Raw genomic sequence first — 18688 nt, 5'->3', positions numbered from 1 at the left:
CTCGATGACCGACGGCTACGATTGCTACCAGAACGCGCTGGCCGAACGGGTCAACGGCATCCTCAAAGACGAGTTCCTCTTCGTGCTGCCCGACGAGCTGGCCCAGGCCCGTTTGCTCGTCGACCAAGCCATGCACCTCTACAACGAAGAGCGCCCCCACCTGGCCCTGAACTATTTAACGCCAAACCAAGTCCATCAGCAAGGAAAAAGCCCCGCCGGAAAATCCGAGCGGGGCCCTTGCCTTATTTCTGTCAACAAATAGCCGGACGAGACAACAGTGTAGAGACGCGACCCCTCGCGTCTCCATGTTGAACGGTACCGCCTGAACAACGACGTCCGAACGCTATCGGGCAAGTAGTACCGTTCAACGCTGAGACGCGAGGGGTCGCGTCTCTACAGACCGGCAACGGCCCCTATAGCCAGCGCCACGCCCAGGCCCAGGCCCAGCGCCAGTCCGGCCCACACCTGGGCGGGCGTGTGGGCATCGAGCACCAGCCGCGCCCGGCTTACGGCGGCGGCTACCATTGCGCAGCCGGCCAGCCACCACAGCCCCGCGGCCCCGGCCGCACCGCCGAAATTCAGCAGGAGCAGCAGGCCCAGCGCGCCGCCCATCCCGACGCCGTGGGCGGATATCTTCCAGCGCAGCGTGATGAGCAGCGTCAGCAGCACGGCCAGCGTCATGCCCGCCATCAGCCAGCAAAGCAGCGCATCGAACCGGCCGGGCTGGTAGAGCAGGAAAGAAGTGGCAGTAAAGCCCACCACGGCCAGCAGTAGCGGCCCGGTGCGCTGATGCCGCTGCTGCAACTCCACCGAGTCGGCGTAGCCCAGGCGCACGAGCAGGGCCGTGCCCAGCCCCGGCAGGGCCAGCGTGCCGGCCGCCACCAGGGCCATAACCGCGCCCCGGCCGGCCAGGACCGGCTGCGCCACCACGCCCGGCAGCTGGTAGCACACTACGTAAAACAAGTAAAGCGGCACCAGCAGCGGATGAAACACCGCCGACAGCGCCAGGGCCAACAATCGGGACACGCGCCGGGAGGGAAGTAGGGGGAAGCGGCTAAAGGTACGGTTCTCTTGAGCTGTTAGCTGAGAGCTATTAGCTGATAGCTTTTTTCTCGTTGCATAAAGGCTAACAGCTAATAGCTCTCAGCTAACAGCTCAAGAGAAGGAACCACTTGCCCCACTCGCGTTGTCCATCCTAGCGCTACCCACCGGGGTGAAAGTTGTATCTTTCCCGGACTTGAATCGGGTGGTGGAAAGAGCCGAAGCAACTTTGCCGGCGCAACCCGGTTGGCGTAAGATGTTGCTGATCAGAAAAGAGCTAAAGGCTAATAGCTAGCAGCTAACAGCTTAATACATATGGGAGTGGAGCAAGATGCCGCGACGACCCGGGCTTTGGACGAGGTGCTGGGCCGGCTCGATGCGTTTAAGCGCAAGTTTTACCTCAGCCTGCTGGTGCGCGGGGCCCTGGTGGCCGGCGGCCTGCTGCTGAGCTTGTTTCTGGTATTCAGCCTGCTCGAATACTTCCTGTACCTGCCCACCTGGGTGCGGGCCGGGCTGCTGTTCGGATTCGTGGGGGGCGTGGTGTACGCCTTCGCGCGCTGGATTTGGCAACCCCTGGCGGCCCTGACGCACTTGCGGCGCATGCTCAGCGACGAGCAGGCGGCCCGCCGGGTGGGGGAGCTGTTTCCGGAGGTGCAGGACCGGCTGCTGAACGCGCTGCAACTGCGCGGGCAGGCCCAGGAAAACGCCCTGCTGGCCGCCAGCCTCGAGCAGCGGGCCGGGCAGCTGCGGGGCGTCGAGTTTTCGCGGGGCATTGATATTCAGCGCCAGAGCCGGCCGCTGTGGAAGTACGTAGCCGTGCCCGCGGCCGTTGTGGCGGTGCTGCTGCTGGCTTACCCGAGCCTGTTTGTGCAGGGCACCGGCCGCATTCTCAACTACAACCGCAAGTACAGTCCGCCCGCGCCGTTTACGTTCGTGGTCGAGAATAAGAGCCTCACGGCGTTCAAGGGCGAAGATTTCAGCCTGAGCGTAACGGTGGAAGGGGAGGTGCTGCCCAACGAAATCAGCATTCAGTACGAGGGCAAGGAGCGCCGCCTGACCCGCGAAGCCGGCAACCGTTTCCGCTACGATTTCAAGCAACTGCGCCAGAATGTGGATTTCCAGCTGGCGGCGGCGGGGTTTTCTTCTTCGGAATATAAGCTCAAGGTGAAGGCCCGGCCCAATCTGCGCGACTTTGCCATCCGGGCCGTGTACCCGGCCTACGTGGGCCGGCCGGCCGAAACCATCCGCAATACCGGCAACCTGACGGTGCCCGAGGGCACGGAGCTGCGCTGGGAGTTCCAGACCGAAGCCACCGACCAGCTCCAGCTGCAGTTCCAGAACCCCAACGAAACCGTAGCCGCTACGCCCGATGAGGCCGCCGCCGGCCAGTTCCACGTGCGCCGCCGGGCCCGCCGGAGCCAGCACTACGCCGTGCGCCTGCGCAACGCCGCCAGTCCCAACCGCGACCCAATTGAGTACCAGCTGACCGTGCTGGCCGACGCCGCCCCCGAGGTGACGCTGGAGAGTTTCCAAGACACCACGGCCCGCCAGTTTCTGGCCCTGGGCGGCAACCTGCGCGACGACTACGGCTTCTCGCGCCTGCAGCTGCACTACCGCATCCTGGGCAAAAACAACCCCAACGCGGCTTACCAGACCCGCGCCTTGCCGCTGGGCGCGGGCCCCAGCCAGAGCTACGCCTACGCCTGGGACGTGCGCCGGCTCAGCCTCAAGCCCGGCGACCGGCTGGAGTATTTCGTGCAGGTGTGGGACAACGACGGCGTGAACGGGGCCAAGCCCGGCCGGAGCCGGGTGGCCGAGTTCCGGCTGCCCTCGCGCACCGAGCAGCGCCAGCAGCTGGCCTCGCAAAGTCAGGCCATGCAGAGCGAGCTGAGCCAGGCCGCCCAGGACTCGAAGAAGATGGAGCGCGAGCTGGCCAAGGCCCAGGACAAGCTGAAAGTGAAGCGTGACCTCAACTTCCAGGACCGCAAGCAGCTCAAGGACATGCTCGAAAGCAAACAGCAAATGGACCAGGCCCTGGCCGACCTCAAGCGCCAGTTCGAGCAGCTGCAGGAGCAGCAGAACCAGCTCGACCCCCAGAAAAACGACGAGCTGGCCGAAAAGGCTAAGGAACTGCAGAAGCTGATGGACGATTTGCTCGACCCCGAAACCAAGAAGCTCTATGAGGAGCTACGCAAGCTGCTGGAGCAGCAGGAAGACCAGAACCAGCCCGACATCCAGAAACTGCTGCAACAGCTCGAAAACAAGGAAAACACCCTGCAAAAGGAGCTGGAGCGGGCCCTGGAAATGTTCAAGCAGCTGCAGTTCGAGCAGAAGCAGGACCAGGCCCTCGAAAAACTCCAGCAGCTGGCCCAGGAGCAGCAGAAACTGGCCGAGCAGACCGAGAAAAACGACAAGAACAATCCGGCTAATCGGAAAGACAGCCAACAACAAAAAACCGAAAACCAAAAACTAAAAGACCAGCAAGCCGAGCAGCAGCAGAAGTTTGAGGAGGTGAAGGAAGACCTCAAGAACCTCAAGGAAATGGACCGCCAGCTCGATGGCGAAAACGGGGCCGACGAGATGAAGCAGCAGCAGCAGGAGGTGGACCAGCAGCAGCAGCAGAGCCAGCAGCAGCTGGGCAAAAACCAGAACCAGAAGGCCAGCCAGAGTCAGCGCCAGGCCGCCCAGAAGATGCAGCAGATGGCCCAGCAGATGCAGCAGCAGATGGAGCAGGAGGAGCAAGACCAGCAGCAGCAGAACATCGACGATTTGCGCGACATCCTCGAAAACCTGCTCAAGCTCAGCTTCGATGAGGAAAGCCTGATGCAGCAGTTCCGGCAGGTGGATCAGAGCGACCCGCGCTTTGTGCAGCTCGGCCAGACCCAGCGCAAGCTCAAGGACGACGCCCGCGTGGTGCAGGATTCGCTGTACGCGCTGGCCAACCGCGTTTCGCAGATTAAGAGCTTCGTGACCCGCGAGGTGGGCGAGATGAACGGCCGCATGGACGAGGCCCTGGGCCACATCAAGGACCGCAACGTGGGCCGCGCCACCAGCACCCAGCAGCAGGCCATGACCAGCATGAACAACCTGGCCCTGATGCTCAACGACGCCCTCCAGCAGATGCAGCAGCAACAGCGCGACAGCCAGAGCCAGCAGCAGATGCAGGGCGGCGGCAAACCCGGCCGCAAAAAGAAAAAGGGCTCCTCGGCCGGTGAGGGCCAGCTGGGCCGCATGCAGCAACAGCTCAACCAGCAGATTCAGCAGCTCCAGCAGAGCGGCAAAACCGGCCGGGCCATGTCCGAAGAACTAGCCAAGCTGGCCGGCCAGCAGCAGATGCTGCGCCAGGCCATGCAGGAGCTGGAGCGCATGCAGGGCGGCAAGCCCGGCGGTGGCAAACCCGACCCCAACAAAGAGGGGCAAGGGCAGGGCGGCGCCGGCGGCCTCGGCGACGTCAAGAAAATGATGGAACAAACCGAAACCGACCTCGTAAACAAGCGGCTGACGGAGCAAACCATTATGCGCCAGCGCCAAATCCTCACTCGTTTGCTGGAAGCCGAGAAATCGGCCCGCGAGCGGGACCAGGACGACAAGCGCGAAGCCCAGACGGCCCAGCAACGTCCGCCCGTTTTTCCGCCCGCTTTTCAGCAGTACCAGCGCCAGCAAACCCGCCAGACCGAGCTGCTGCGCGCCGTGCCGCCCACCCTCACGCCCTACTACCAGCGCAAGGTGAGCGAGTATTTTCAGCAAATGAAGTAGCGTTCTGCTATTTTTACCCCTCTTACGCCGCCCTTCTCTTTTCTCACCCAGTATGAAGCAGGTTAAAATTCAGATTCCTTCGCTCGTTGAAAACATCCGCGTTGTGGAAAGCTTTATCGACAACTCGAAGGATACGTTTCACATCGACGACGATATTTACGGCAACATTATGGTGGCCGTCACGGAGGCCGTCAACAACGCCATCCGCCACGGCAACAAGTTCGACAAGGACAAAAACGTGCTCCTGTCGCTCCAGGTGGAGGATGACCGCGTGAAGTTTGAGATTGAGGACGAGGGCGCCGGCTTCGATTACGAGAACCTGCTCGACCCCACGGCGCCCGAAAACATCGAGAACCCCGGCGGCCGCGGTATCTTCCTCATCCGCCACCTCGCCGACGAAGTGGAGTTCAACAAGGACGGCCGCCACGTGCAGCTCACCTTCCTGCTGCCCACTGCTTCCGACGACGACGAAGCGCGCCATTCGACCATCAACGGGGCCGAAACGCCGGCTGCCCGCTAGGCTTGCTGTTTGCTCAGGTTGGATTTTTGCTGATTATCCGTTTCATCCCCGTTTCCGGCTGCCATGAGTGACCTGCCCACCGAGTACAACGAGTTAGACGAGCCGGGCCCCGGAAACGAGAGCCACGGCATTGAGTTTCTGGTGGAGGAAGTGGACTTCGAGCTCGACGACGCCCGCGACCTGACCTCCTGGATTGAGCGCGTGGCCGAGGTGCACGAGCACGAAATCGTGCAGCTCACCTACGTGTTCTGCTCCGACGAGTACCTGCACAAAGTCAACGTCGAATACCTCGACCACGACACCTACACCGACGTCATCACCTTCGACAACGCCGACGACGCCGATATTCTCGAAGGCGACATCTTCATCTCCGTCGACCGGGTACGCGAAAACGCCGCCATCCACGGCGTCCCCTTCCGCGACGAGCTGCACCGCGTGATGATTCACGGCGTCCTGCACCTGCTCGGCTACGCCGACAAGGACCTGCTCAGCCAGACCGCCATGCGCAAAAAGGAAGACGACTGCCTGTTGCTGCGCACGTTTTAAGCGTTGCTTTAATTGTTTGATTGACTTAAAAACGCCTGCCGAAACGCGGGCGTTTTTTCTTCTTTCGGTACACCCCCCCGGCCCGCCTTGCTCAAAGCGCAACATCCTCCGGGAGAGGAGTGCCAGACGCGAGCTTGATAACTCGTTGAACGCATCCCTCTCCCGGAGGATGTTGCGCTTTGAGCAAGGCGGGCCGGGGGTGGGGTGCGCCAGCAGAACTACCTATTACACCCTATTACTCTATGTCCGCCACGCCGCCACTCGTTATTCCCGGCCGGGCCCTGGATTTTTACCTCAGCCAGGGCTACTACCGCATGCACCAGGACCTGTTTACCTGCCTGTTTCTGCCGGTGGGGGAGGCGGTGTACACGGTGCACTGGCTGCGGCTGGTGCTGGCGGAAGTGGAATACGGCCCCGCCCAGCGCCGCCTGCTCCGCCAGGCCGAGCGGTTTACCATCCACATTCGCCCCTTCGAGCTGACGGCCGAGTTGGAAGAACTGTACGCCCGCTACCGCCAGAGCATCAGCTTCGACGCGCCCGATACGGTGGAAACCTTTCTGCTGAACGGGGCCACCCACAACGTATTCCAGACCGAAACCCTGGAGGTGCGCGAGGCGGGCCGGCTGATTGCGGCCGGCATCTTCGACAGCGGCGAGCGGACGATGGCCGGCATCATGAACTTCTACGACCCCGGGTACCGCAAATTCAGCCCGGGCAAAATGCTGATGCTACTGAAGATAGAGGAGGCCCGGCGCCGCCACTACACGCACTACTACCCCGGCTACGTAGTCCACGGCTACCCCAAGTTCGACTACAAGCTGTTCCCCTGCCCGGCCGCCACCGAAGTATTCGACTGCCTGCAGGAAGAGTGGCACCCGTTTTCCTGGGAGCGGGTGGTGGCCCAGAACGCGGCGGTGACAGGACCTATTGGTCTTTAATAAGGCCGTTTCCTTATTTGTACGATACATTTTAGCAGGCCTTCTTATTTAATGCAACTACCTGTAAATCGAAAGTTTCGCTTGCTCTCTATGCTGGGGGAGCATGCTAGCATAGTGATGATAGGCGCGCCTATAATGGCGCTTTCTATTTTTATGCATGAGAAATGGGGCTTCTATTTCGTGCTCATGCTTTATCTGAATAAAGACTTTCTAAAAGGCCAAAGCCCTTTAAAGCGCTTGTTAAACACGCAAGTCCAGGATAATGGGGGTGCTCGCGCAAACGAGTGGCAGTGCTTTTTGCGCAATACCACGCTTCTCATATGGCCACTGGAAGTCATGATACTGGCGATAAATGGGCGGAAACGACTGGGGGATTATATAGCCAACACGCAGGTAGTGGATGCTTCAAAAAACGCATGCTCCTGGCGGCAGGAATTGGCTGCCTATCGAGTAACTCCCAACACGTTCTACACGCTTATCGGTACCGGGCTCTATATATTACTCGTGCACATCTTTTTCAACTGGCTGGGCCTGTAATCATATTGACGTTAAGTGCTTTTATGTTATTACTAAGCCGGTATAGTTCTTAGCCCTGCCCTCGCTGGAATATGGCTATCAACTAACAGCTGACGGCTTTCCGGTTTAGAGTTCAAAAGGCGGTAAATTTGCGGCGGCTTCTCCGCGTTGAACTCTTTCCGGCGCGGGCAGATTAATCAACTATGTTTCAAGCTGAAGAATACGACGTAATTGTGGTGGGCGCGGGCCACGCCGGGTGCGAGGCCGCCGCCGCCGCCGCCACGCTGGGCTCCAAAGTCCTGCTGGTGACCATGAACATGAACACCATCGCCCAGATGTCGTGCAACCCGGCCATGGGCGGCGTGGCCAAGGGGCAGATTGTGCGCGAGGTAGATGCGCTGGGCGGCCTGTCGGGCATCATCACCGACAAAACCATGATTCAGTTTCGGATGCTGAATCGCTCGAAGGGCCCCGCCATGTGGAGCCCGCGGGCGCAATCCGATAGGATGCGGTTTGCTGAGGAGTGGCGGCTGGCGCTGGAGCAGACACCCAACGTGGATTTCTGGCAGGAGGCCGTAACGGGTTTGCTGGTGGAAGACGGCGTGTGCGTGGGTGTGAAAACCCAGCTTGGCATCGAGTTTAAAGGCAAATCGGTGGTGCTCACCAACGGCACCTTCCTCAACGGGCTCATCCATATCGGCGAGAAGCAGTTTGGCGGCGGCCGCATGGCCGAGAAGGGCAGCACCGGCCTCACCGAGCAGCTGCTGGAGCTGGGTTTCGAGGCGGGCCGCATGAAAACCGGCACTCCGCCCCGCGTGGATGGCCGCAGCCTCGATTACAGCAAGATGGAGGAGCAGCCCGGCGACGAGGTACCCGGCAAGTTTTCGTATCTCGACACGCCCGCGCTGCCCCGGCAGCGGCCCTGCTACATCACCTACACCAACCCCGCGGTGCACGAAATCCTGAAGGAGGGCTTCGAGCAGTCGCCCATGTTTCAGGGACGCATCAAGGGGCTGGGGCCGCGCTACTGCCCGAGCGTGGAGGACAAAATAAACCGCTTCGCTGACAAGGACCGCCACCAGATTTTTGTGGAGCCCGAAGGTTGGAGCACGGTGGAAGTGTACGTGAACGGCTTTTCGAGCAGCCTGCCCGAAGACGTGCAGTACCGCGCCCTGCGCAAAATCGCGGGCTTCGAGAATGCCAAGATGTTCCGTCCCGGTTACGCCATCGAGTACGACTTCTTCCCGCCCACCCAGCTGCACCTCACGCTGGAAACCAAGCGGGTGGCGGGTCTGTACTTCGCGGGCCAGATAAACGGCACCACCGGCTACGAGGAGGCCGCCTGCCAGGGCCTCATGGCCGGCATCAACGCCCACCGCAAGGTGCACGGGCAGGCCCCGTTCGTGCTCTCGCGCAGCCAGGCCTACATCGGCGTGCTCATCGACGACCTTGTGAACAAGGGCACCGACGAGCCCTACCGCATGTTCACGAGCCGCGCCGAGCACCGCCTGCTGCTGCGCCAGGACAACGCCGACCTGCGCCTCACGCCGCTGGGCTACGAGCTGGGCCTGGCCTCGGAAGAACGGATGCAGCTGGTGCGCGAAAAGGAGCAACAGACCCAGGAAGTGACTAAGCTGCTGAAGAACTTCGGCATCGAAGCGGCCGACATCAACGGCTGGCTGCTGGAAATCGGCTCGGCCGAAATCAGCGAGAAAACCCGCGCCGTGAACCTGCTGCGCCGTCCGGCCGTGGGGCTGCCGGCCCTGGCCGCGGTCCTACCCGGCCTCGCGCTGGCGCTAGAGCCTTACCGCCCCGACGCGCTGGAGCAGGCCGAAATTCTGGTCAAATACGAGGCTTACCTGGAGAAGGAGCATCAGCAGGCCGCCCGCGTGCAGGAGCTGGAAAACTTCATCATCGGGGGCCGCCTCGACTACCAGGCCATGCCCGCCCTCTCGCACGAGGCCCGCGAAAAGCTGCTCAAGATTCAGCCCGAAACCCTGGGCCAGGCCAGCCGCATCAGCGGCGTCAGCCCGGCCGACGTGTCGGTGCTGATGGTGTATCTGGGCCGGTAAAGTGGTCAGTTTGAGCATTAGAAACACCTGTCATTCTGAGCGGAGCGAAGAATCTCACGGGCCATGCTAACTCCTGATGACAGGATTACTTTGGCCCGCGAGATTCTTCGCTCCGCTCAGAATGACAGGTGTTTTTTCAGCCGCTCTTATAGTACCACCAACCGGCCGCCGTTTCCTTCGGATTCGGCGGCCGGTTTGGTTTTGTACCTTCGTCTTACGGCTGACTTCCAGACTCCATCAGGACGTAGAAATCAGCGGAATCAACCTAATCAGCGAGAATCAGTGATTTACGAGCGACTGGAGGAGTGCCCGGTGTGCGGCAAAACGGAGCTGCGCAACAAGCTGGTGGTGGAGGATAAGTCGGTGAGCCGCGAGAGTTTCGCCATTCAGCAGTGCGCGGCCTGCTCCTTCCAGTTCACCAACCCGCGGCCCGATGCCGCCCACATTGGCCGCTACTACGAGTCGGACGAGTACGTATCGCACAACAGCGGGGCGGGCGGGCTCATCAACCAGGCCTACAAAGTGGCGCGGGTGTTCACTATGCGCCGCAAGGTGGCGTTGCTCAACAAGCTGGTGCCCAGCGGGGGCAAGCTGCTCGATTACGGCTGCGGCACGGGCCACTTCCTGGCCGCTGCCAAGGCCGACGGCTGGCAGGTGGCCGGCTGGGAGCCCAACGCCGGGGCCCGCGAGGAAGCCAGCCGCCGGGTGGGCCAGTCTATCGGGCTGGCCGGGCTGGTCGATTTCCAGGAAGGCTCGTTTGATGCCATTACGCTCTGGCACGTGCTGGAGCACGTGCACACGCTCAACGACACGCTCCGGCAGCTCATTCGGTTGCTGCGGCCCGGCGGCACGCTGCTCATTGCCGTGCCCAACGTGGAGAGCCTCGATGCCCAGCACTACGGCCCCGATTGGGCGGCCTACGACGTGCCCCGGCACCTGTACCACTTCAGCCCCCGCACCATGAAGCTGCTGCTCAAAAAGCACAAGCTGCAAGTGGTGCAGGAGTTGCCCATGCCGCTGGATGCCTATTACGTGAGCATGCTCAGCGAAAAGCACCGTGCCGAGCGGAAGGGCGGGCTGCTGTCGGTGCTGAAAACCGGCTACCAGTCGAACCAGCACGCCGCCCGCCACGAGGGCCAGTACAGCTCCCTGATTTACGTGGCCCGCAAGGCGGTGAAATAGTGAAATGGTGAGATTGACATTTAGCAAGCCTGTTGGCGCTGTGGTAGCTGCGGGGGCCAGCTTCTTTGCCGTGGTACTACCAGGGCGGAGATGTCGTTAAACCGGTATGGCAACAGGGATAGTATGGCAAAAAAAGTGGGTTACCCCAACGGCTTGGTGCGCTGCTAGGCCCCGCGAACCGCAACTCACCATTTCACCATTTCACCATTTCACCATTTCACCATTTCACCGCTCGATGCGCATAGCTTTCCTCTTGATTACGGCCGGAACTTTGGGCGGCTGCGCGGCCATCAGCTCGCCCGAGGGCGGCGCGCGCGACACAACGCTGCCCAAGCTCATCAGCTCCACGCCGGCCAACGGCACCCGCAACGTGAAGGGGCAGAGCATTCGGCTGGAGTTTTCGGAGCAGGTGCAGCTGACTGATCTGGCCAAAAACCTGCTGGTGGCCCCGGTGCTCGATAAGAGTAACACCTATAAAGTCCGGGAAGACCGCACCTCCATCACGCTCACCTTCGAGAAGCCCTTTCTGCCCAACACCACCTACTCGTTCAACTTCGGCGACGCCATCAGCGACATCACCGAGAAGAACAAGGCCGAAAACGTGACGGTCAGTTTCAGCACCGGGGCCCAGCTCGATTCGGGCGCGGTGCGGGGCTCGGTGGTAGGGTTGCTGAGCCAGCAGCCGGCCGAGGGCGTGTCGGTGCTGCTGTACCCTGAGGCCGATACCTCGGACATCCGGCGGGGCGTGCCCACTTACCTGGCGCGCACCAACAAGCAGGGCAACTTCGCGCTCAGTTATCTGAAAGAAGGCCGCTACCGGGCCTACGCGCTGGCCGACAAAAACCAGACGAACCGCTACGAGGAGCCCGAGGCCATAGCCTACCGGCCCGGTGGCGAGCTGCTGACGGTGGGCCCCACGCCCGACACGCTGCGCTTCGTGCTGACCAAGCCCGACAGCCGCCGCCCGCTCATCACGACCCAGAAAAGCTCGCCGACCGACCAGCGCATCAGCTACAACGAGGGTTTGCTGGCGGCCTCGCTCGCGCCGCTGGGCAGCTCGGGTAGCGCGACTACGCCGGCGCCGGCCCTGCAGGAAGCCGTGCAGTTGACCGAGCGCAACCGCACGGCCGTGCTCTACCGCACCGCCGCCCTCAGCGAAGGCCGCTACCTGCTGGCCGCCACCGACAGCGCCGGCAACGTGGCCCGCGACACTATTGCCGTGAAGTTTGCCGAGCCGCCGCCCAAGGCCCCCAAACCGCTGCCGGCCTACGCCGTGGAAGGCAACCCCAGGGAGGTGTACCGCCAGGGCCAGGTGAAGTTCGTGTTTACCGAACCCGTGCGTATTGTTGACCCAAAAAAGCCCCTCGGGACGCTGGTGGAGGATTCGGTGAAGCGCCGCCCGCTGCGCCTGCCGCAGGATGGCAGCCTCAGCCCTGACCGCACCACGCTGGCCATCAACCTCGACACCAAGGCCCAGAAAACCATTACGCTGCAGCTCGACAGCACCGCCATCCAGAGCATCACGGGCCGGGGGCTGGGGCTGCGGCCGTTGAAGCTCAAAGTGGTCGACCAGACCACAACCGGCACGCTCAGCGGGCCCATCCAGACCACGGCCAAGCGCTACTGGGTGCAACTGCTGGACGAAAAAGGCCAGGTGCTCCAGACGCTCGACTCGCCCACGGGCAGCTACCGTTTCGACAACCTGGCGCCCGCTACCTACCGCCTGCGCGTGCTCATCGACACCAACCAGGACGGCCGCTGGCAGGGCGGCGACCCAGACCTCAAGGCTGCGCCCGAGCCGGTATTCCTCTTCCCCAAGCCCATCACCATCCGCTCCAACTTCGACAACGTAGAAACCCTGAGCTTCTAAGCCTGTATTGCTCAGCACAAAGCCCGAATCCGGCAGCGGATTCGGGCTTTTTTGTGACTACCGGGAGTGAAGCAAGCGCCCAAGACGCGCAGGTTTGCCGGGCGTTGCTGTTGTAGGGGCACCGGTAGGGTGGCTTGCAGGGGTTGCTGGCGGGTTTGGTTTGGTTGGCCGCTTTGGGGCTGCGGGTGCCTGCCGGGGGAGGTGTCAGCAGCTAGTGAGGGGCAGCGGGTGCCCGACGCGGCCTGGCAGGTATAATCCTATTTCGAGCTATATAGTGCTGGGGCTGTTGAGATATCCACAGGCCAAAACGCAGGATGGAGGTCGTCAGGGCATTTTTGGCGCTACGGGCCGGGGCTAATCCACATAGTTTTCCACGTCTGTGGGGCGAGGATGCATAAGCTGTGGATAAGGGTGGGGAAACCTGGGGATAAGCCGTGGAGAAGTTGCGGACATCTTTTTTTGGTAGTCCGGCCGCCGTGGCAGCCTGGTTATGCACCCGGGCGGTGGTGGATAAGGGTGGATAACTATCCCCCGAAAATCCCACAATCCACACCGCTGTGTGGATGTGGATTGTGGATATCGGGATAAGCCCTGTGGATAGTGCATAACTCCTGTAAAGTCCTTGCATACAGAAATTTACTATCCACACACCCTGTTGGCAGACGGTGGATAAGTGGAACCTTGTACACATGTTATCCCGGCCGTGGATAACCCTCAATTCTTATCCACTTATCAACAGCCCTAACGATGGGGATTAAAAAGATTTATTTAAAAAAATGAAATTCAAAAGTTATTAAGCTTGTGGATAAGCGGGCCGGTTTCGCAAAACCCGGGAAAGCAGCCCGCCGGCCAGCGCCGCCGCCGCCCGCCCCAAAAGCTGCCAACCAGGTTTGGCCAGCGTAGTAAGGCGGCCGGGGCCCGGCTGCGGCAGTAGGGCAGGAGGCAGCCCCGGCGGCCAAAGGCGCGTATACAGGCCTTGCCTCCTTGCCGGGCGCTTACCGGCCACCGCCTATGCCTTTCAATTACGACCTCGATTTCGACGCCGTGGACTTCCGCCGCCACCCCGAGCTGTACCGGGTGGGCAAGGGCGAGCAGGGCGTGCTGCTGGTGCAGCCCTATAAAGGCGAGATTCTGCCCCACTGGCGCTTCCGCACCCCCGAGGTGGCTCGGGAGTCGGCCGACACGATTTACGGGCTGTTTGAGGCCTACCTGAAGGCCCACGACTTTGTGGGCGCCGATATGGCCCGCAAGTTTCTGCAGATGGGCTACACCCGCTCCAGGCGCTACGCCAACCACCGCGGCGGCAAGAAGTACGACGGCCCCGTACCCGACGATAAAAAGGGCCAGAGCGGCGCCCAAGGCCGCCCCGAGCTGCCCCGCGCCCCCGAAGACCCCGTAAAGGCCGAGTCGGCCGCCATCTTCAAAGCCAAATGGGACGAGGCCCGCGCCCACCCCGACTACCAGGAGCAGCGGGCCGGGTTTCAGGAGCGCTACGGCAAATAATACGTGAGCGGTTAGCTGAGAGCTTTTAGCTGTTAGCTTTGGCCATTCAAGTTTTAAAACCGTTAACCCAGCAAAAGCTAGCAGCCAACAGCTAATAGCTATCAGCTTAAAAAAAGACGACTATGGAAAACTCCGCTCAAAACTCCAACACCGAAGAACACGAAATCCGCCTCGGCACGGGCATGGGCCCGCTCAAGTTTGGCGCCTCCCAGGACGAGGTGCGCGCTCTGATGGGCGAGCCCGAGGAAATCGAGGAGTCGGAAGACGACGATGAGTTCGAGCACCAGGCCTGGAACTACCTCGACGAAGGCTACTCGCTGTACTTCGACCGCGAAGACGACTACCGCCTGAGCTGCATCGAAACCGACCACCCCGGCATCCGCCTCTATGGCGAGGCCATCCACGGCCGCAGCCCCGAGCAGATTCAGGAACTGATGAAGCGCCACGGCCACGAGCAGAGCGAAGTGGAGAAAATGGATACCGGCGAGATGCGCGTTTCCTACGAAAAGGAAATGATTGACATGTATTTCGAAGATGAGGAGTTGCAGTTCGTCAACTTCGGCGTGTTCATTGATGAGGATTTAGAGGTGCAATGGCCCGCTTAATCCGGAGTTATCCACAAATCTTTAGCTTTTAGCTGTTGATAAGTTGATAACTTCTTCATATTCCGCTCTTTTCCACCGTTAGCATCCAGTTTAGGGAAGTCTGTCTCATTCTGGCACTGCGCTGAAAAACAGCCAATCATAAAAAAAGCCGCCCCGGTTTCCGGAGCGGCTTTTTAGCTTATTTCAAGATGCTGCTAAGCAGATTAGCCCGGCAGAATAGTGCGGAACAGCAGAAACAGCAGGCCCGAAAGTGTCATGGTAACGGGTAGCGTGAGCACCCAGGCCAGGGCAATGTTGCGTACCATGGTGGGGTTCACGTTCTTCACGCCGCGGCTGGCCACCATGCTGCCCGCAATGGATGAGGTGAGGACGTGGGTGGTGGAAGCCGGCAGGCCCAGGCCCGAGCTGATGCCAATCATGGAGGCGGCCACGAGCTCGGAGGAAGCGCCCTGCGCGTAGCTCAGGTGCTCCTTGCCAATCCGCTCGCCAATGGTTTTCACGATGCGCTGCCAGCCCACCATCGTGCCCACGCCCAACGACAGCGACACAACGATAAACACCCAGGTCGGGGCGTAATCGGTGAACGACTTCAGCCCTATCAGGCCCGTGTCCAGCGTCTGCCGGTCAATTGTGCTCAGGCGCACTTTGTCGCTTTTCTGGATGATGAGGGCCCGGTTGGCGAGCAGCAGAATGCCTTTGCGCAGCTGGAAGCGGTCGGACTCCGGAATCTGCTCGACCTTGGTTTTGCCCTCGAAAATACGGTCCAGCGAATTCGTCTGCACCCGGATTTCGGCTACCGTTTTCTGGTCGGCCAGGCTCAGCTCGCGCACGTTCACGCGGCTCATCACCTGCTCTACCTTTACCAGCGAATCGCGCATGTCGAGCGGGTTTTTGCTGTGGTCGAGGGCGAAGTAGGTGGGCACGATGCCGATGAGGATGAGCATAATCAGGCCCACGCCCTTCTGCCCGTCGTTCGAGCCGTGGAAGTAGCTCACCAGCGTGCACGTCGTAACCAGAATGAGGCGAATCCAGAGCGGTGGCGGCTTGTGCTTGTGGGGCTCCTTGAAGATGGATTTGTCCTTGATCAGGCGCCGCAGTAGGAACATGAGCAGGATGGTGAGTGTGAAACCGAAGGCCGGCCCGATGATGAGCGCCAGGCCGGTTTTGCTGGCTTCGCTCCAGTTCACGCCCGAATCGACCACGCCGGGCAGGAAGCTGTAGGCAATGCCCACGCCCAGAATCGAGCCGATAAGCGCGTGTGACGACGACGAAGGCAGCCCGTAGTACCAGGTGCCGATGTTCCAGATGATGGCGCCCACAATCAGCGCGCCCACCATGGCAATGCCGTGGTACACGTTCTGATCAACCAGGCTCTCGACGGGCAGCAGGTACACGATGGTCATGGCCACGGCCACGCCGCCCGTGAGCACGCCGATAAAATTCCAGAACGCCGACCAGATAACGGCCACCCAGGGCCGCAGGGCATTGGTGTAGATAACCGTGGCCACGGCGTTGGCCGTGTCGTGGAAGCCGTTGACGAATTCAAATGCGCAGGCCGCCACCAGACAGGCAATCAGCAGCAGCAGCACATGAGGCTCTAAGCCAAACATAAGGGGGGAGTTGGTGAGGTATCGGGAAAATCAACCCAAAGGTAGTTCGGGCCTCAGGCAGGGCAAGATTATGAAATTGTTACTGTCCGGGTTGGCGGGCAGGCGGCTGAAGCGCTAAACGCAACCGGCCGGCGTTGGTTGAAGCGGCTCCGCCAGCCGGGCCCTGGCGCCGTTTCGCGGCCGGGCTGGGTTGGGGGCAGGGCTTTGGCTACTTTTGCCTCTCGTTCCGCGCTTCGCCCGGAATGCCTGACCCCTCTCAACTTCTGCATCTGCCATGAGCAACGCCCCCAAACCCGCCGCCGCGGCCACTACCGAAGGCACGCTGGCCAATATCGTGTCGCACGCCAAAGAGTACGGCTTCGTGTTTCAGTCCAGCGAAATCTACGACGGCCTGGGCGCCGTGTACGACTACGGCCCCAACGGCGTGGAGCTGAAAAATAACCTCAAGCAGCTTTGGTGGAAGGCCATGACCCAGCTCCACCAGAACGTGGTGGGCCTCGATGCCGCCATTTTTATGCACCCGCTCACCTGGAAAGCCTCGGGCCACGTCGATGGCTTTTCGGACCCCATGATTGACAACCTCGACAGCAAGAAGCGCTACCGCGCCGACGTGCTGCTCGAAGACCGCGCCGCCGAGCACGAGAAAAATGGCGAGCTGGCCCGCGCCGAAACCCTGCTGGCCGAAATGGGCCGCCTGCTGACGGCCGAGGACCTGACCGGGGTTCGCCAGCTCATCATCGACGAGCAGATTGTCTGCCCCATCAGCAAAACCGGTAACTGGACCGAGGTGCGCCAGTTCAACCTGATGTTCTCGACCCAGGTGGGCGCCGTGGCCGAAGATTCGAGCCTGATTTACCTGCGCCCCGAAACGGCCCAGGGCATCTTCGTCAACTTCCTGAACGTGCAGAAGTCGGCCCGCCAGAAGGTGCCGTTTGGTATTGCCCAGATTGGCAAGGCCTTCCGCAACGAAATCGTGGCCCGGCAGTTCATCTTCCGGATGCGCGAGTTCGAGCAGATGGAGCTGCAATTTTTCGTGCGCCCCGGCACCGAGGGCGAGTGGTACGAGCACTGGAAAACCATGCGCCGCCGCTGGCACGAGGTGATGGGCCTGCCCGCCGACAAGCTCCGCTTCCACGACCACGACAAGCTGGCCCACTACGCCAAAGCCGCCGTCGATATCGAGTACGAATTCCCCTTTGGCTTCAAGGAAATTGAGGGCATCCACTCGCGCGGCGACTTCGACCTGACCCAGCACCAGACACTCAGCAAGAAGAAGCAGCAGTACTTCGACGCCGACATCGACCCCGAAACCGGCAAGGCCTACGGCAACTACGTGCCCTTCGTGGTGGAAACCTCGGCCGGCGCCGACCGCCTGTTCCTGGCCACGCTCTGCCAGGCTTACCAGGAAGAAACCATTACCGAAGGCGAAGGCGACAAGGAGCAGACCAAAACCCGCACGTTCCTCAAGCTGCACCCCGCCGTGGCGCCCATCAAGGCGGCCATTTTCCCGCTGGTGAAAAAGGACGGCATGCCCGAGAAAGCCACCGAAATCTTCAACGCCCTGCGCCACGATTTCCGGGTGATTATGGAGGAGCGCGATGCCATCGGCAAGCGCTACACCCGCCAGGACCTCATCGGCACGCCGTTCTGCATCGTAGTCGATGGCCAGACGCTGGAGGACGACACCGTGACGGTGCGCCACCGCGACTCGCGCGAGCAAAACCGCCTGCCGATTGCCGAACTGCGCAGCTACATCGGCGAGGCCGTGAGCTTCTCGCGCATATTCGAGCAGTTGTAGGCAACCAGCTAACTTTACGTGAAGGCCCCGTTCCGCTACCGGAATGGGGCCTTTTTGTATCTTGGCAGACCTCCTGAATTATTGGCCATGCAGTACATCCACGACCGAATCACTCTCGACCCGCACCTATGCGGCGGCAAGCCAACCATCCGGGGGCTGCGCCTGACGGTACAGACGGTGCTGGAGTTTCTGGCCGCCGGCGACTCGGCCGAAGACGTGCTGGAAAGCTACCCGTTCCTGGAAATGGCCGATATCCAGGCCTGCCTGCGGTTTGCCTCCGAGAACTTAGCCCGGCAGAACTTCATCAGCTTCGCGGCCTGACTTTGCCGCTATGCCGAAGTTTCTGATTGACGCCAACCTGCCGCACCGTTTCGCCATCTGGCACACGCCCGACTACGAGCCGGTGCCCAATCTGGCCTGGAGCGACGAGCAGGTGTGGGCCTACGCCGTTGAACACAATCTGACGGTCATCACCAAGGATGTTGATTACGAAGTGCTGGTGCAAAACCAAGCGCCGCCGCACGTTATCCGGCTGTGCATTGGCAACATGCGTCGGCGTGAGCTTTGGTTGTTTCTGGAGCGCGTCTGGCCGGCGGTGCTGGAGGCAAGCAGTAAGCCGGGGGTGCGACTGACGCGCGTTTTTGCTACGCACATCGAAACTGTCTGACCCGTTAAAAGCCGAACGGCCCTCCTGCTTGCAGGAGGGCCGTTCGGCTTTTAACGGGTCAGAC

The 18688-nt window shown here is 61.2% G+C and carries 16 protein-coding genes; 14 read left to right on the top strand and 2 right to left on the bottom strand.

Annotation, left to right across the window (positions count from 1 at the left end):
* The coding region (locus H145_RS21360) for an integrase core domain-containing protein (RefSeq protein ID WP_157541570.1) at window positions 1-262 on the top strand (262 nt) is incomplete at its 5' end.
* Between the two features lie 131 nt (window positions 263-393).
* On the opposite strand, the gene H145_RS0113930 is transcribed toward H145_RS21360, so the two are convergent.
* Window positions 394-1026, bottom strand: coding sequence for a hypothetical protein (locus H145_RS0113930; RefSeq protein ID WP_033426253.1), 633 nt, complete (start codon window positions 1024-1026; stop codon window positions 394-396).
* A 330-nt stretch (window positions 1027-1356) separates the two neighbouring features.
* Between H145_RS0113930 and H145_RS0113925 the strand changes: the two genes are divergently transcribed.
* From H145_RS0113925 to H145_RS0113880, 10 genes are all read left to right on the top strand, one after another.
* Complete coding sequence (locus H145_RS0113925) at window positions 1357-4797, top strand: DUF4175 family protein (protein WP_019948773.1); 3441 nt, start codon at window positions 1357-1359, stop codon at window positions 4795-4797.
* 52 nt (window positions 4798-4849) lie between these two features.
* Entirely contained in the window at window positions 4850-5317 is a 468-nt protein-coding gene (locus tag H145_RS0113920) for an ATP-binding protein (RefSeq protein ID WP_019948772.1), read from the top strand.
* A 63-nt stretch (window positions 5318-5380) separates the two neighbouring features.
* Complete coding sequence (gene ybeY / locus H145_RS0113915) at window positions 5381-5863, top strand: rRNA maturation RNase YbeY (RefSeq protein ID WP_019948771.1); 483 nt, start codon at window positions 5381-5383, stop codon at window positions 5861-5863.
* Window positions 5864-6105: 242 nt separating this feature from the next.
* Window positions 6106-6801 carry a GNAT family N-acetyltransferase gene (locus H145_RS0113910; RefSeq protein WP_019948770.1) on the top strand — a complete coding sequence of 232 codons (696 nt, stop codon included), beginning with the start codon at window positions 6106-6108 and terminating at the stop codon, window positions 6799-6801.
* A gap of 51 nt (window positions 6802-6852) precedes the next feature.
* The gene (locus H145_RS0113905; protein WP_083937794.1) at window positions 6853-7338 is read left to right on the top strand and encodes an RDD family protein; all 486 of its coding nucleotides are present in this window, start codon (window positions 6853-6855) and stop codon (window positions 7336-7338) included.
* Window positions 7339-7520: 182 nt separating this feature from the next.
* Window positions 7521-9389 carry a tRNA uridine-5-carboxymethylaminomethyl(34) synthesis enzyme MnmG gene (gene mnmG, locus H145_RS0113900; RefSeq protein WP_019948768.1) on the top strand — a complete coding sequence of 623 codons (1869 nt, stop codon included), beginning with the start codon at window positions 7521-7523 and terminating at the stop codon, window positions 9387-9389.
* Window positions 9390-9671: 282 nt separating this feature from the next.
* Entirely contained in the window at window positions 9672-10571 is a 900-nt protein-coding gene (locus tag H145_RS0113895; RefSeq protein ID WP_019948767.1) for a class I SAM-dependent methyltransferase, read from the top strand.
* Between the two features lie 235 nt (window positions 10572-10806).
* Window positions 10807-12441, top strand: a complete 1635-nt coding sequence (locus H145_RS0113890) for an Ig-like domain-containing protein (protein WP_019948766.1) — start codon at window positions 10807-10809, stop codon at window positions 12439-12441.
* Window positions 12442-13452: 1011 nt separating this feature from the next.
* Window positions 13453-13944 carry a DUF4385 domain-containing protein gene (locus H145_RS0113885; RefSeq protein WP_019948765.1) on the top strand — a complete coding sequence of 164 codons (492 nt, stop codon included), beginning with the start codon at window positions 13453-13455 and terminating at the stop codon, window positions 13942-13944.
* 122 nt (window positions 13945-14066) lie between these two features.
* On the top strand, window positions 14067-14549 hold the full coding sequence (locus H145_RS0113880) for a hypothetical protein (RefSeq protein WP_019948764.1): 483 nt from the start codon (window positions 14067-14069) through the stop codon (window positions 14547-14549).
* A 203-nt stretch (window positions 14550-14752) separates the two neighbouring features.
* On the opposite strand, the gene H145_RS0113875 is transcribed toward H145_RS0113880, so the two are convergent.
* On the bottom strand, window positions 14753-16159 hold the full coding sequence (locus tag H145_RS0113875) for an inorganic phosphate transporter (protein WP_019948763.1): 1407 nt from the start codon (window positions 16157-16159) through the stop codon (window positions 14753-14755).
* Between the two features lie 274 nt (window positions 16160-16433).
* Between H145_RS0113875 and H145_RS0113870 the strand changes: the two genes are divergently transcribed.
* The 3 genes from H145_RS0113870 to H145_RS0113860 all read left to right on the top strand — a co-directional run bounded on the left by H145_RS0113870 (window position 16434) and on the right by H145_RS0113860 (window position 18624).
* Window positions 16434-17957 carry a glycine--tRNA ligase gene (locus H145_RS0113870; protein ID WP_019948762.1) on the top strand — a complete coding sequence of 508 codons (1524 nt, stop codon included), beginning with the start codon at window positions 16434-16436 and terminating at the stop codon, window positions 17955-17957.
* Window positions 17958-18044: 87 nt separating this feature from the next.
* Window positions 18045-18278, top strand: coding sequence for a DUF433 domain-containing protein (locus tag H145_RS0113865; protein WP_019948761.1), 234 nt, complete (start codon window positions 18045-18047; stop codon window positions 18276-18278).
* Between the two features lie 10 nt (window positions 18279-18288).
* Entirely contained in the window at window positions 18289-18624 is a 336-nt protein-coding gene (locus H145_RS0113860) for a DUF5615 family PIN-like protein (RefSeq protein ID WP_019948760.1), read from the top strand.
* Window positions 18625-18688 lie beyond the last annotated feature (64 nt).

The organism is Hymenobacter aerophilus DSM 13606 (assembly GCF_000382225.1).
GTDB classification, from domain to species: domain Bacteria; phylum Bacteroidota; class Bacteroidia; order Cytophagales; family Hymenobacteraceae; genus Hymenobacter; species Hymenobacter aerophilus.
Note: the sequence above shows the minus strand (reverse complement) of the source record. Positions and strands in the feature narration are given on the sequence as shown.

What these genes read in the sequence shown, in the direction of transcription:
- H145_RS0113925 (WP_019948773.1), top strand. Translation starts at nt 1,357, where the DNA reads ATGGGAGTGGAGCAAGATGCCGCGACGACCCGGGCTTTGGACGAGGTG.
- H145_RS0113920 (WP_019948772.1), top strand. Translation starts at nt 4,850, where the DNA reads ATGAAGCAGGTTAAAATTCAGATTCCTTCGCTCGTTGAAAACATCCGC.
- ybeY (WP_019948771.1), top strand. Translation starts at nt 5,381, where the DNA reads ATGAGTGACCTGCCCACCGAGTACAACGAGTTAGACGAGCCGGGCCCC.
- H145_RS0113910 (WP_019948770.1), top strand. Translation starts at nt 6,106, where the DNA reads ATGTCCGCCACGCCGCCACTCGTTATTCCCGGCCGGGCCCTGGATTTT.
- H145_RS0113905 (WP_083937794.1), top strand. Translation starts at nt 6,853, where the DNA reads ATGCAACTACCTGTAAATCGAAAGTTTCGCTTGCTCTCTATGCTGGGG.
- mnmG (WP_019948768.1), top strand. Translation starts at nt 7,521, where the DNA reads ATGTTTCAAGCTGAAGAATACGACGTAATTGTGGTGGGCGCGGGCCAC.
- H145_RS0113890 (WP_019948766.1), top strand. Translation starts at nt 10,807, where the DNA reads ATGCGCATAGCTTTCCTCTTGATTACGGCCGGAACTTTGGGCGGCTGC.
- H145_RS0113885 (WP_019948765.1), top strand. Translation starts at nt 13,453, where the DNA reads ATGCCTTTCAATTACGACCTCGATTTCGACGCCGTGGACTTCCGCCGC.
- H145_RS0113880 (WP_019948764.1), top strand. Translation starts at nt 14,067, where the DNA reads ATGGAAAACTCCGCTCAAAACTCCAACACCGAAGAACACGAAATCCGC.
- H145_RS0113875 (WP_019948763.1), bottom strand. Translation starts at nt 16,159, where the DNA reads ATGTTTGGCTTAGAGCCTCATGTGCTGCTGCTGCTGATTGCCTGTCTG.
- H145_RS0113870 (WP_019948762.1), top strand. Translation starts at nt 16,434, where the DNA reads ATGAGCAACGCCCCCAAACCCGCCGCCGCGGCCACTACCGAAGGCACG.
- H145_RS0113865 (WP_019948761.1), top strand. Translation starts at nt 18,045, where the DNA reads ATGCAGTACATCCACGACCGAATCACTCTCGACCCGCACCTATGCGGC.
- H145_RS0113860 (WP_019948760.1), top strand. Translation starts at nt 18,289, where the DNA reads ATGCCGAAGTTTCTGATTGACGCCAACCTGCCGCACCGTTTCGCCATC.